General features: G+C 40.5%; 12 protein-coding genes. 4 read left to right on the top strand and 8 right to left on the bottom strand.

What is annotated here, in order from left to right; genetic code table 11:
- Positions 1–3: 3 nt before the first annotated feature.
- From gpsA to ATS74_RS13430, 4 genes are read right to left on the bottom strand one after another with little or no spacing between them, the layout of a single operon-like run.
- Positions 4–1,011 (bottom strand): NAD(P)H-dependent glycerol-3-phosphate dehydrogenase, encoded by a 1,008-nt coding sequence (gpsA, locus tag ATS74_RS13445; protein WP_058549392.1) that lies wholly within the window; start codon positions 1,009–1,011, stop codon positions 4–6.
- Positions 1,012–1,014: 3 nt separating this feature from the next.
- On the bottom strand, positions 1,015–1,500 hold the full coding sequence (gene secB / locus ATS74_RS13440) for a protein-export chaperone SecB (protein ID WP_058549391.1): 486 nt from the start codon (positions 1,498–1,500) through the stop codon (positions 1,015–1,017).
- A 36-nt stretch (positions 1,501–1,536) separates the two neighbouring features.
- Positions 1,537–1,794: a glutaredoxin 3 gene (gene grxC, locus ATS74_RS13435; RefSeq protein ID WP_058549390.1), complete on the bottom strand. Its 258-nt coding sequence runs from the start codon at positions 1,792–1,794 to the stop codon at positions 1,537–1,539.
- Between the two features lie 31 nt (positions 1,795–1,825).
- Positions 1,826–2,257, bottom strand: coding sequence for a rhodanese-like domain-containing protein (locus ATS74_RS13430; protein ID WP_058549389.1), 432 nt, complete (start codon positions 2,255–2,257; stop codon positions 1,826–1,828).
- A gap of 533 nt (positions 2,258–2,790) precedes the next feature.
- On the opposite strand from ATS74_RS13430, the gene gpmM reads away from it, so the two are divergent.
- From gpmM to ATS74_RS13410, 4 genes are read left to right on the top strand one after another with little or no spacing between them, the layout of a single operon-like run.
- Entirely contained in the window at positions 2,791–4,335 is a 1,545-nt protein-coding gene (gene gpmM, locus ATS74_RS13425) for a 2,3-bisphosphoglycerate-independent phosphoglycerate mutase (protein ID WP_058549388.1), read from the top strand.
- A 3-nt stretch (positions 4,336–4,338) separates the two neighbouring features.
- Positions 4,339–5,478, top strand: a complete 1,140-nt coding sequence (locus ATS74_RS13420; protein WP_058549387.1) for a murein hydrolase activator EnvC family protein — start codon at positions 4,339–4,341, stop codon at positions 5,476–5,478.
- A 35-nt stretch (positions 5,479–5,513) separates the two neighbouring features.
- Positions 5,514–6,779, top strand: coding sequence for a S41 family peptidase (locus ATS74_RS13415; RefSeq protein ID WP_058549386.1), 1,266 nt, complete (start codon positions 5,514–5,516; stop codon positions 6,777–6,779).
- Between the two features lie 58 nt (positions 6,780–6,837).
- On the top strand, positions 6,838–7,599 hold the full coding sequence (locus ATS74_RS13410) for a divergent polysaccharide deacetylase family protein (RefSeq protein WP_235592017.1): 762 nt from the start codon (positions 6,838–6,840) through the stop codon (positions 7,597–7,599).
- A 260-nt stretch (positions 7,600–7,859) separates the two neighbouring features.
- Here the strand turns inward: ATS74_RS13410 and rpoH are convergent, their stop codons facing one another.
- The 4 genes from rpoH to ftsY all read right to left on the bottom strand — a co-directional run bounded on the left by rpoH (position 7,860) and on the right by ftsY (position 12,804).
- Positions 7,860–8,723 carry an RNA polymerase sigma factor RpoH gene (rpoH, locus tag ATS74_RS13405; RefSeq protein WP_058549384.1) on the bottom strand — a complete coding sequence of 288 codons (864 nt, stop codon included), beginning with the start codon at positions 8,721–8,723 and terminating at the stop codon, positions 7,860–7,862.
- Between the two features lie 296 nt (positions 8,724–9,019).
- On the bottom strand, positions 9,020–10,006 hold the full coding sequence (ftsX, locus tag ATS74_RS13400; protein WP_058549383.1) for a permease-like cell division protein FtsX: 987 nt from the start codon (positions 10,004–10,006) through the stop codon (positions 9,020–9,022).
- The gene (gene ftsE, locus ATS74_RS13395; protein ID WP_058549382.1) at positions 10,003–10,680 is read right to left on the bottom strand and encodes a cell division ATP-binding protein FtsE; all 678 of its coding nucleotides are present in this window, start codon (positions 10,678–10,680) and stop codon (positions 10,003–10,005) included. Before ftsE ends, ftsX begins: the two co-directional genes overlap by 4 nt.
- An 87-nt stretch (positions 10,681–10,767) precedes the next feature.
- Positions 10,768–12,804, bottom strand: a complete 2,037-nt coding sequence (ftsY, locus tag ATS74_RS19750; RefSeq protein ID WP_082660607.1) for a signal recognition particle-docking protein FtsY — start codon at positions 12,802–12,804, stop codon at positions 10,768–10,770.
- Positions 12,805–12,861 lie beyond the last annotated feature (57 nt).

Raw genomic sequence — 12,861 nt, 5'->3', positions numbered from 1 at the left:
GATTTATTCAGAACGCTGCTCTCGGCCTAATAGCGCCATTGCGGCTTCTTTCATGTCTTTATTTTCATAAAGTACTTTATAAATTTGCTCAGTGATTGGCATTTCTACGCCAGCACGCTGCGCTAATAAATACACTTCTTTGGTATTTCTAAAGCCTTCGACTACTTGGCCAATAGACTCAATTGCTGCCTCTACACTTTCACCTTTACCAAGTGCTAAACCAAATCGACGGTTACGTGATTGATTATCTGTACAGGTTAAAATTAAATCGCCAAGGCCTGCCATACCCATAAAGGTTTCTGGCTTTGCACCTAAAGCGCAACCTAAGCGAGTTAACTCTGCAAGCCCACGAGTAATAAGAGCGGTTCGCGCATTTGCACCAAAGCCCACACCGTCCGAAATACCGGCACCAATAGCAATTACATTTTTAACCGCACCACCTAACTGTATACCAATAAAGTCGTCATTGTTATACACACGAAATGAGCGACCACAATGAAGTAAATCAGCTAATTGCTGAGCAAACTCAGGCGACGTAGACGAAACAGAAATAGCGGTAGGCAAACCCATTGCCATTTCTTTAGCAAATGTAGGACCTGAAAGCACGGCAAGCGCAACTTCGTCACCTAACTCTTGTAAAGCTACTTCTTGCAGTAAGCGCCCTGTATTTGGCTCAAGGCCTTTAGTTGCCCACGCAATCTCAGCACCCTCTTGTAATGCAGGTTTAATTTGTTGAAGTGTGTCGCCAAATGCATGGCTTGGTACCACAACAAGTACAATTTTGCTGCTAGCAACGGCTTGATGTAAGTCGGCTTCAAGAGTAAGAGTGTCTGGGAAAGGAGCATTAGGTAAGTAACGTTGATTTTTCCGCTCAGCTGCAAGCGTGGCAACGTCGTCGCTATTTCTACCCCAAAGAGTCACATTATGACCATTTCGGGCTAAGCAAATAGCAAGGGCGGTGCCGTAAGACCCCGCCCCTAATACAGTAACAGCTGTAGTTGCTGTACTCATAGGTTATGCGTCTGCTGTAACCTGGTCTGTTTGCGCAGTACGTTGTTGCATGTATTGTGCAAACAATGCGTCAAAATTAACTGGCGCAAGGTTAAGCTGTGGGAAAGTACCACGATTAACTAAATTTGATACTGCTTCACGAGCATACGGGAATAACACGTTAGGACAAAATGCACCTAGCATGTGTGCAAGTTGCACTTCTTCAACTTCAGCAATAGTAAAAATACCTGCTTGTTGAATTTCACATAAAAACGCAGTTTCTTCGCCAATAGATGCGGTTACAGTTAACGCTAGAACAACTTCAAACACGCCTTCATCTAACTTATTAGAGCGAGTATCTAGGTCTAGCTTAACTTCTGGCGTCCATTCTTTTTGAAAAATAGCTGGTGAGTTTGGCGTCTCAAACGATACATCTTTAGTGTAAATGCGTTGAATAGTAAATTGTGCGCCTTCTTGTGCAGCTGCTGCGTTTTGAGTTTCTTCGTTCATTGTTTTTCCTAACTTGTTCGTTATTATAATTTAAGTTTAAGCGTTTAGCTTAGCGTCAAGTTTACCTTGCGCTTCTATTGCCATCATGTCGTCGCAGCCACCGATATGTTCATCATTAATAAAAATTTGCGGTACTGTGCTTGCGCCGCCTGCTTTGGCGATCATTTCATCGCGAAGTTCAGGCTGTACACCAATATCAATATTTGTATATTCCACGCCTTTGCTATTTAAAAGCGAAAGAGCGCGCTGACAAAATGGACAATACGCTTTGGTGTATAAAACAACATTACTCATAATAAATCCTCTATCGGTCTAGCTAAACTGATTAGCGACCTGTTGTAGTTGGTAGGCTCGCTGATTGCCACGCACCCATACCGCTTGCCAATACATAAACCTCTTCAAAACCAGCTTTATGCATCGCAGTTGCAGTACCTTGGGCAGTCATACCTGTGGTACATACCAATATAATGGGTTTGCTCTTGTACTTTTCAAGGCTTGAAAAGTCAGATTGTTTCGCTTTTTCAGGGCTCAAGTGCACAGAGTTAGCAATATGGCCTGCCGAAAACTCTTTTTGAGCGCGAATATCAACAACTTTACCGTCTTCACGATTAATTAAAAGCGTAAGTTGTTGAGGGTTAATTTGACGGATTGCTGAAAATTTACTTTTAATCAAACCGCTTACAATAAGAAAAACAAGACCAACCCAAGCAAGGCTTAAAATGGGATGATTTGTAATAAATTCAATATATTGATCCATTCTACTTCCACTATGAAATTATGTTCTAAACCTAGGGCGTGTTGACCTTTGTGGATTGAAATTTGTTCAATCTAGGGGCGATTAAATCGCGGCGCGAGGTTTGTAACCTAGTGGGCTAAGTAAAAACCGAGCAACAAAGAGGTAATAGTCCCTAGAAAAAACCCAACGGGCAGCGCATGTTCGGGATTTATGCTACGTTATCGCCTATTTATGGGGAGTAACCACACTTCATAGGCTCTGCATTGCCTAAAAACCAAACACACTGCTGCAAATTCAGCCACCAAAGTGCAACACGCCCTAATATTTTAGGTATTTTGTACTTTAGCCCCGCAAGTATACCCAAACCAAGTTAAAATGCGAGTTTGACACAGTTTAAAAAACGATAAAGCACCCCATATATGAAAGTAAGTAAAAAATTTAATATCTTGTTTTCAGTGCTGATCCTATCGCTAAAACGCGGTATGCTAAAACGAACCAGATAACCCTTTCGGTACACAGTACCCATCAACAGGTGCTAATTTTCAGGAGCTATTATGACAGAGCATAAAAAACCACTGGTATTAATGATTTTAGACGGTTGGGGACACCGCGAAGATGAGCAAAGTAACGCTATTCTTGCAGCTAACACACCGGTATTAGACGAATTATGGGCAACCCGCCCACACACATTAATATCAGCTTCGGGTTTAGATGTTGGCCTTCCTGACGGGCAAATGGGTAATTCAGAGGTTGGCCACGTGAACTTAGGCGCCGGGCGAATCGTTTATCAAGATTTCACTCGCATTACCAAAGCAATTAACGATGGTGAGTTTGACTCAACACCCGCATTAGTTGAAAACATAGATAAAGCAGTAAACGCAGGTAAAGCGGTTCATATTATGGGCTTATTGAGCCCAGGTGGCGTACATAGCCATGAAGATCACATTGTTGCCAGTATCAAACTTGCAGCAAAACGTGGCGCTAAAGAAGTATATTTTCATGGCTTTTTAGATGGTCGTGATACACCACCGCGCAGCGCTAAAGCCTCAATAGAGCGCATCGAAGCGTTATTTGCAGAGCTAAAATGTGGCCGTTTAGCCTCACTTGTAGGGCGTTATTATGCAATGGACAGAGACAACCGCTGGAACCGAGTAGAAAAAGCATATGACGTAATGACCCTAGCAAAAGGTGATTTTAATTTTGATAACGGTGTAGACGCACTCAATGCCGCATACGAGCGCGACGAAAACGATGAATTTGTAGCCGCTACAACAATTACTCCAGCGGGTTTTGAGCCTGCGGCAATTAACGATGGCGATACTGTTATTTTTGCTAACTTTAGAGCCGACAGAGCCCGTGAAATAACTCGCGCATTTGTTGAGCCTGAATTTGACGGCTTCACCAAGAAAAAATCTCCAAAACTTAGCGCATTTGTAATGATGACAGAATACGCAGCCGATATTGATGCACCTGTTGCTTTTGGCTCGTCAGCACTTGTAAATGTGTTAGGAGAATGGCTAGAAAAAAATGACAAAACGCAGCTACGTATTTCTGAAACAGAAAAATATGCACACGTTACGTTTTTCTTTAGTGGTGGGCGCGAAGACGAATTTAAAGGTGAAACACGCGAGTTAATTCCTTCACCACAGGTAGCAACTTACGATCTACAACCTGAAATGAATTCAGAAATGCTTACAGATAAACTCGTAGAAGCAATTAAAAGTGGAAAATACGACGCTATTATTTGTAACTACCCTAATGGCGACATGGTAGGTCACTCTGGTGTGTTTGAAGCTGCCGTTAAAGCCTGCGAAGCTGTAGATACGTGTATTGGTCGTGTTGTTGATGCATTAGAGGAGTTTGGTGGTGAAGCATTAATTACTGCCGATCATGGTAATGCAGAGCAAATGGCTAACCTTAAAACAGGTCAAGCCCATACAGCTCATACTAGCGAGCCAGTTCCATTTATTTACGTAGGTCGCGACGCTGAGCCTATGCAAGGTAAAGCACTAAGCGATGTAGCACCAACAATGCTTCATTTAATGGGTATGGAGCAGCCTAACGAAATGACTGGCACACCTATCATGATGTTGAAATAACATATGAATAGATGTATTAACCGGTTAATACAGTGCGGATTAATACTTACTTCATTAGTAACTGCTTATGCAGTTGCTAATGAAGATCGCACTAAAAAAGACTTATCAGAAGTACAAAATGCACTTGAGCAAAGCCAAGCTGAATATAACGCACAAAGAAAAAAAATAGCCTCATTACAAAAAAAACTCAAAAGCCATGAACTTGATATAGCTAAAAATGCAAAAGCACTCAACATGGCTGAAAAATCTGTAAAAGAAACCAAAACACAACAAAAGCAATTACAAAATAAAGCTGATGAACTCGACGAACAACATGCAGAGTTTCAAAAGGTATTAGCCGCACAATTAAAAAGTGCTTATATGGCCGGTGGCGATGACTACTCTAAAATGTTGCTAAACCAAGAAGACACCGCTAAATTTGAGCGTACACTTAGTTATTATAATTATTTGAATAAAGCCCGTATTGAACAAATTGAAGAGCTAAAGCAGCTTCAACAGCAAATAGCACAAAACCAACAAGAGCTTGTTAAAACACAACAAAAATTAGAGCTTTTATATGAAGAACAAAAAAGACGTCAAACCGCATTAGTAAATGCTCAAAGCGAGCGACAAACCAATCTAAAAAACCTACAAGCCCAACTAACAGGTACAAAAAACTCTATTAACTATTTAAAAGAGAACCAGCAAACGCTGATCACAACGATTGAAGAGTTAGAGCAAGAAAAAAATCAAAAAATAGAGCTTATCGGGCTTAACAAAAGCAAAGGTAAATTACCTTGGCCAAGTAAGGGTAAATTAGAGCACACGTTTGGACAGCGCAAACATGGTGGTATTGATTGGAAAGGCGTACTAATTGGCGCAAAAGAAGGCACAAACGTAAATAGCATTCAAAACGGTCAAGTTGTGTTTGCTGATTGGTTAAAAGGTTTTGGCTGGGTGATTGTGGTTGACCATGGAGAAGGCTTTATGAGCCTATACGGCCATGCTCAAACGCTATTACGAGATGTTGGCGACATGGTTCGCGAAGGCGAAACACTTGCATTAGTAGGCCAAAGCGGCGGACAAGCAAATTCTGGTCTATACTTTGAAATACGCCACAAAGGACGCGCAGTAAATCCTGTAAAATGGTGCAGACGCATTTAATTGAATAAACCGCTGCACCGCATTAGGAGCAGCTGATGACAACCAAAAAAAACGCATCAAATACAGTCATTAAAAAAAATACAGGCTTTTTTATAAGCCTGTATTTGGTTATATTACTTACCTTATTAGCTTTTAATACACACGTATATGCAAGCTCTGTAAAAGAACTTAAAAGCCAACAAATAGATGAAATCCTCTTTAATATTCATGCCTACTACGTAGAAGATTTAGCATTACAAAATAGCGACCATATCAATTATAACAACAAACAATTTGAGCGTTTGTATTCAAAGCTCGACCCCTACTCTAAATATTTAGACGAGCATGAGCTTACGTCGTTATTTGATAATACAAACGGGCGTTATACAGGTATTGGGATTGAAGTTAAAAACGTTGATGAAAAAATGACTATTATTGACGTAGTAAATAACTCGCCGGCTAAAATAGCGGGAGTTTTACCTGGCGATAAAATAATAAGCGTAAATAATAACAGCGCGAATAATCGTACAATCGACGAAGTGGCAACACTCATACGCGAAAGTAAATTTGCAAATATAGATCTAACTGTAAAGCGCGATAACACTAAAGAGTTAATCACTTTTCATGTTGCTCGCCGTCAAATAAACCTTGAAAGCGCAAGCAGCGAGCTTTTAGACTCTGGTACTGGCTATTTAGCTATTAATAACTTTTCTAATCATACTTTACATGAAGTGGCCTTGCAGGTTGCAGCTTTACAAAGCCATTTTGGCTACCCACTTAAAGGTTTAGTAATTGATTTACGCGATAATCCAGGCGGTACATTACAAAGCGCGGTAGCAGTATCTGACCTATTTTTACAAAGCGGGACTATTGTTACTACCAAAGGGCGCTTTTATGACGCTAACCAAGCCTTTTACGCTAAGCGAGGTGATATTTTAAAAGGTGCGCCTATTGTTGTACTTATAAATGAAAACTCAGCCTCTGCCGCCGAAATACTAGCTGCTGCACTAAAAGACAATAAAAGAGCAACAATTGTAGGCAGCCAGTCATTTGGTAAAGGTTCTGTCCAATCGTTAATCCCCCTAGGTGATGGCAACACAGCACTTAAACTCACTACAGCTAAATACTATACTCCCCTTGGCCAATCTATTGATGGCATAGGGATAACCCCTGATGTGGCGATTAATCAAACAAGTCTTTCACAAACTAATAAAGCCGTTATAATAAAAAATGAGCAAACTAACAGTAACGCGCAATTACTCACGGGTAACTTAGCCGATCAGCAATTAGTTAAAGCAAAACAATTACTCAGCATGCAATAAAACAGCTTTATTTAAAGCAACCTACTGAGATTAAAAAAAGATAATAAAAACTATAAACGTGAAAATAATAAAATGGTTAATACTGTTTATTTTCTTAGCCTGCACAAGTGTTAGTGCCAAGCAAATAGCAATAGTAATAGATGATATAGGTTATCATCAACGGGACTTAGAATTCCTTTCCTTACCAGGGCAATTGACGTATTCAATTTTGCCTCACACACCTTATTCTCAAATTTTTGCAACGCTTGCGAGCCAGTCAAATAAAGAACTGTTGTTACACGTTCCTATGCAGGCACTTAACGGCAAAGAGCTTGGCCCAGGCGCATTAACTTTAAATATGAATAAAGAACAATTACAACAAACTTTAGGAACTGCTCTAGCCAGCTTACCCCAAGTCAAAGGCGTTAATAATCACATGGGCTCAGCGCTCACACAAAAAAGCCAAGCCATGAAGTGGACTATGGAAGTACTAAAAAAGCGTCACTTATACTTTTTAGATAGTCGCACCACTGATTTAAGCCAAGCACAAAATGCAGCAAACTTTTTAGGTGTAGAGAATATTGGCCGTCACGTATTTTTAGACAACATAACTACGCCCGCGCAATTGCAATTTAGGCTCGATGAATTAAAACACAAAGCTGAAAAACATAACTTTGCAATTGCAATTGCCCACCCCTACCCAGAAACAATTAAGTTTTTACGCCATGCTTTACCACAACTGACTGAGCAAGGGTTTGAGCTCGTGCCCGTTTCGCAATTAGTAGAAAGAAAATATATACAGTTAGCGCAAGCTGAGAATAAAGGAATAAGTGCTCGATAATATGCACTTTAATAATGCAGTCGTTCATATGCCAAGCAAAAAGCTAATTTATATAATCCTTTAATAACCTCTGTGCAGTGGCGCTGGCTAAATAAACTATCAGTTTACCTGCATTAAGGACATTTACAGGTATTCTCAATTACCTAGGTAAGTAGATTTAATTATCTAACTTTATCAGCGAGTAGTTTTAAACTTCCGCTATAAAGCAAAAAGCCCCACATTTTCATGCAGGGCTTCTAAATTTTACAGCTTGAGCAGTATTAGCTCATAGCGCTTTGCAGCTTTTTCATTGCTGTTTTTTCTAGCTGGCGAACACGCTCAGCCGATACGCTGTATTTTTCAGCAAGCTCTTGTAATGTTGCTTTGTCGTCAGATAACCAACGAGCACTTACAATGTCTTGCGAACGCTCATCTAGCGTTTTAAGTGCGCTAAATAAACGAGTATGAGACTGCTCTTGCCACTGCTGCTGCTCCACGTCATCAGCTAAATCGGCAGAACCATCTGTTAAATATTGTACTGGAGAGTAAGTACTTGTAGGCGCGTCATCATTATCGTCACCAGTTAGGTCAAAGCCCATGTCTTGGCCGCTCATGCGCGATTCCATTTCACGTACTTCTTTTTCACTCACACCTAGCTCACTAGCAACAGTGCTAACCTCAGCTTGATTGAACCAACCTAAACGCTTTTTGTTTTTACGAAGATTAAAAAACAATTTACGTTGCGCCTTTGTGGTTGCAACTTTAACTATGCGCCAGTTTTTTAAAACAAACTCATGGATTTCGGCTTTAATCCAATGCACTGCGAACGACACTAAACGTACACCTACTGTAGGGTCAAAACGTTTAACCGCTTTCATCAGGCCTATATTACCTTCTTGAATAAGGTCAGCTTGTGGTAAGCCGTATCCCGAGTAGCTTTTAGCAATATGTGCTACAAAGCGTAAATGCGACATAATGAGTTGCTTAGCAGCGCCAAGATCGCCTTCTTCCTGAAGCTTTTTAGCAAGCTCTTGCTCTTGCTCAACTTTAAGCATAGGAATAGTGCTTACCGCTTGAAGGTAACCGTCCATGCTTGCGCTTTGTTGTCCGACTGTAAGTGCCATTGCGTATAAATCTTTACTCATTTTTCACCTCGGTGATAAACATTTGAAACCATCTTAGCACTCTTTCTCTAAGAGTGCTAACCCCAATTTAAAACTTTTTTAAAGTATAAATCAAGTAGTTTTTTGGTATGTATTTATTCTACTACAAGCGACTGAATAAGTGATGAATTAAGGGTTTGCAAGCAATTAGCTCTGTCGCAACACGCTATTTACAACTCATTACTTTTAAGGAGGATAGTACACAAATATGACAGTTTTAATAAACTAAGGATGTATCCAACTTGATACTCTACGCGTATCAAGTTGAATTGGTTCACTTATACCTTATCGGGTTCTATTTCTTTAATATAGCGATTTACAGATAGGTACGAGCCAATAAAGCCCAAGCTCGTAGCAAGTAATACTAAAAAGCCGAGCTCGCTAAGCGATAACCCAATAAGCGAAAAACTTGTTTGATACACGCCTGCAACACTGCTTACTGCGCTCGAAAGCCACCACATCATTAACCCAACACATATAAAAGCAAATAAACCACCTATTACGCCGTACCATATACCTGTCCATAAAAATGGCGCATGTATAAATGTATTCGTTGCTCCTACAAGTTTCATTACTTGGATTTCTTCTTTTTTGTCCATAATAGACAACCGAATAGTATTACCAATTATAAGTGTCACAGAGGTAAGTAATAATAGTGCGATAGTTATTACACTTTCTTTAAGTAAATCAAGTAGTGCATTTAAGCGCTCTAACCATGCTATATCAAGCTTGCCAAAGTCAACTTCACGTTCACTCTCAAGCTTTGTCAAAAGTACCTTAGCGGCATTTGGCTGCCTGTTACGTTTTGTTGGCGTAACCAGTACTACGTCTGGTAGTGGGTTCCTGTCTAGGTATTCTAAAGCCTGACCAAATCCAGATACGTCCTTAAACTCAGTAAGTGCTTTTTGCTTTGAAATAAACTCAACGCTTTCAACCTCTGGATATAACGCTAAGCGCTTTACTAAAGTTTGCGTTTCTTGGGCACTCATACTTTCTTTTACAAATAATGAGATTTCACTGGCTTCTTCAAAGCCGCTACTGACTTGCTGTACGTTTTTAACAACTAAGTAAAGTGTAGCTGGCAAAGTTAGGCTCAATCCAAGTACTGCAATGGTCATCATTGAAGCAAGTGGTGTACGCCACATTTCACCTAAACTATGTACGCCTTGGCGAAATATATTAAGTATAAAAAAATATCCACCCGCTAATATCGATTTTTGTTGCTTATCGTTACTATTTTGACGACCTTTAAAAAGTAAACTCATAATGCTCCCTCAGCAAGCGGATCTTCAAGCATACGACCGTCTTTTAAAGTTAGGCTTCGGTACTTCATACGCGCCACTAAACCAAGATCATGTGTGGCAATAAGCACTGTTGTACCGTGCTTATTAAAGTCTTCAAACAACTTTAATATTTCCATTGAAAGTTCAGGGTCGAGGTTACCAGTAGGTTCATCAGCTAATAATATTGGCGGGGAGTTTACAATGGCTCTGGCAATACCTACTCGCTGCTGTTCACCACCAGAGAGCATAGAAGGATGACATTTTATTTTATCTATCAAGCCCACTTTATCAAGCGCGCCATGCACTCGTTTTGCTATTTGCTTATGGTGAGTGCCCTCAATAATTAAAGGTAATGCTACATTATCAAAAACGGTATAGCGCTCTAACAAACGGTGGTTTTGAAAAATAATACCAATATCACGACGAGCATAAGGAATTTGACGCGAGTTAACTTTATTTAAATCAACTCCATTAATAAACACGTTACCTGCAGATGGACGCTCCATTAAACTAATTAGCTTAAGTAACGTACTTTTACCGGCGCCACTGTGGCCCGTTAAAAAAGCGAGTTCGCCAGGCTTAATATGAAAATTAACCTTTTCAAGTGCACGATGCCCACCAGGGTAAGTTTTACTTACTTGCTGAAAATTTATCATCTTTTTATTATGCCAACGCCATTAGCTTATTAATAACGCTGGTAATCCTCGCAATTAAAAAGGGAGCAAGCTCCCTCTTTTGGTAAATTAAACGTCGTCCTCATCTTGGCTAAATAACGCATCAATAAAGTCATCGCTTTTAAAAGCGCGTAAATCATCAATACCTTCACCAACACCAATGTAACGAATTGGAATATTAAACTTATCGGCAACCGCAAAAATAACACCGCCTTTTGCAGTACCATCAAGTTTTGAAAGTGTAATACCAGTTAAACCAACACATTGATTAAATAAGTTTACTTGGCTAATAGCGTTTTGACCTGTACCAGCATCAATAGTAAGCATTACTTCATGAGGTGCATCTGGGTCAATTTTTTTCATTACACGGGCTATTTTTTCAAGCTCTTGCATTAAATTATCTTTATTTTGCAAGCGCCCAGCTGTATCGGCAATTAATACATCAACATTACGTGCTTTCGCGGCTTGAAATGCATCAAATACTACCGACGCGCTATCTGCACCTGTGTGCTGTGCAATAACCGGAATACTGTTCCGCTCACCCCAAACCTGTAATTGTTCTACAGCTGCGGCTCTAAACGTATCTCCCGCGGCAAGCATGACCGACTTACCTTCGTTTTGAAATTGCTTAGCTAACTTACCAATCGTGGTTGTTTTACCAACTCCGTTCACACCTACCATTAAAATAACAAACGGCTTTTTATCTTTATTAATAACCAAAGGCTGCTCAGCAGTTTTTAGCATCGCTGCCATTTCTTGCTTCATTAGCTCATATAGGGCATCACCATCTTTAAGCTGCTTTCGGTTTGCTGCATCAGTTAAGCTATCGATTAACTTCATGGTGGTATCAACGCCTAGATCAGCGGTGAGCAGCTGTGTTTCAAGATCTTCAAATAACTCATCATCAATTTTTTTACCACTAAAAATAGAAGCAAAGCCAGAACCTATATTTACACGAGTTTTTAATAAGCCCTTTTTAAGACGAGAGAAAAACCCTTCTTTTTTTGGTTTTTCTGCTTGTTTTGCTTCATCTATTACAAGTTCAGCTGCAAGTCGTTCTTGCTCTAAACGCTCATTCTCGGCTTCTTCAGCGGCAATGCGTTCTTGCTCTAAACGTTCACTCTCGGCTTTTTCAGCTGCAATGCGTTCTTGCTCTAAACGTTCACTCTCGGCTTTTTCAGCGGCAATGCGTTCTTGCTCTAAACGTTCACTCTCGGCTTTTTCAGCCGCAATGCGCTCTTGCACTAAGCGTTCATTCTCAACTTTTTCAGCTGCAAGTCGTTCTTGTTCGAAACGCTCATTCTCTGCTTTAGCAGCGGCGATTCGTTCTTGCTCTAATCGTTCATTCTGGGCTTTTTCGGCGGCTATGCGCTCTTGCTCTAAGCGCTCATTCTCAACTTTTTCAGCGGCTATGCGTTCTTGCTCTAAGCGTTCATTCTCAACTTTTTCAGCGGCTATACGTTCTTGCTCTAAACGCATTTGAGCTTCTTGCTCAGCTAGGCGCTGCTCTCGTTCCTGTCGTTGTATTTCAGCATCAGCCTGCTCTTTTGCAAGCAATTGTGCATTTGCTTTATCTATTGCAAGCTTTTCTGCATTTGCAGCTTCTTGCTCTTGGAGACGAACTCGTTCTAATCGCTCCGACTCTGCTTTGTCAGCTGCAATGCGCTCCTGTTCTAAGCGCATTTGTGTTTCTTGCTCAGCTAGCCGTTTAGCTTGTTCTTGCTTTTGCGCTGCTGCATCTGCATCTTGCTTTGCTAATAATTCGGCATTAGCTTGCTCTATCGCTCGCTTTTCGGCTTGTTCTGCTTCATATAGGCGTTCTTGCTCAAGCTTTTGCGCTTGCTCTTGAGCTAGCTTTTCTTGAGCTAAACGTTCAGCTTCAGCCTGCTCACTAGCTATACGCTCTTGCTCTAAACGCTTAGTCTCTGCTTCTGCTTGTAAACGCTCAGCCTCAGCCTGCTCTGCAGCTATACGTTCTTGCTCAGCTTTTTCGGCTTGCTCTTGCGCTAATGCTTGTTGTTTATCAGCTTCTGCTTTTTGCTCTGCTTCTTTTTTATCTGACTTGCCAAAACCGAGCCACGACATGAATTTACTTTTTTTTGCCATACTTGCTAATAACCACTTATAAAAATCTGATAAACTAAAATTTGAAATAGCTTGGCG

It is taken from the genome of Pseudoalteromonas sp. H103 (genome assembly GCF_001469205.1).
GTDB lineage: Bacteria > Pseudomonadota > Gammaproteobacteria > Enterobacterales > Alteromonadaceae > Pseudoalteromonas > Pseudoalteromonas carrageenovora.
The sequence above is the reverse complement of the archived record's forward strand: the minus strand, read 5'-3'. Positions and strand labels throughout refer to the sequence as shown.

Bases quoted from the DNA above. Each gene is read 5' to 3' on its own strand.
- secB (WP_058549391.1), bottom strand. From the start codon at position 1,500: ATGAACGAAGAAACTCAAAACGCAGCAGCTGCACAAGAAGGCGCACAA.
- ATS74_RS13420 (WP_058549387.1), top strand. From the start codon at position 4,339: ATGAATAGATGTATTAACCGGTTAATACAGTGCGGATTAATACTTACT.
- ftsY (WP_082660607.1), bottom strand. From the start codon at position 12,804: ATGGCAAAAAAAAGTAAATTCATGTCGTGGCTCGGTTTTGGCAAGTCA.
- ATS74_RS13415 (WP_058549386.1), top strand. From the start codon at position 5,514: ATGACAACCAAAAAAAACGCATCAAATACAGTCATTAAAAAAAATACA.
- gpsA (WP_058549392.1), bottom strand. From the start codon at position 1,011: ATGAGTACAGCAACTACAGCTGTTACTGTATTAGGGGCGGGGTCTTAC.
- ATS74_RS13430 (WP_058549389.1), bottom strand. From the start codon at position 2,257: ATGGATCAATATATTGAATTTATTACAAATCATCCCATTTTAAGCCTT.
- ftsE (WP_058549382.1), bottom strand. From the start codon at position 10,680: ATGATAAATTTTCAGCAAGTAAGTAAAACTTACCCTGGTGGGCATCGT.
- rpoH (WP_058549384.1), bottom strand. From the start codon at position 8,723: ATGAGTAAAGATTTATACGCAATGGCACTTACAGTCGGACAACAAAGC.
- grxC (WP_058549390.1), bottom strand. From the start codon at position 1,794: ATGAGTAATGTTGTTTTATACACCAAAGCGTATTGTCCATTTTGTCAG.
- ftsX (WP_058549383.1), bottom strand. From the start codon at position 10,006: ATGAGTTTACTTTTTAAAGGTCGTCAAAATAGTAACGATAAGCAACAA.
- gpmM (WP_058549388.1), top strand. From the start codon at position 2,791: ATGACAGAGCATAAAAAACCACTGGTATTAATGATTTTAGACGGTTGG.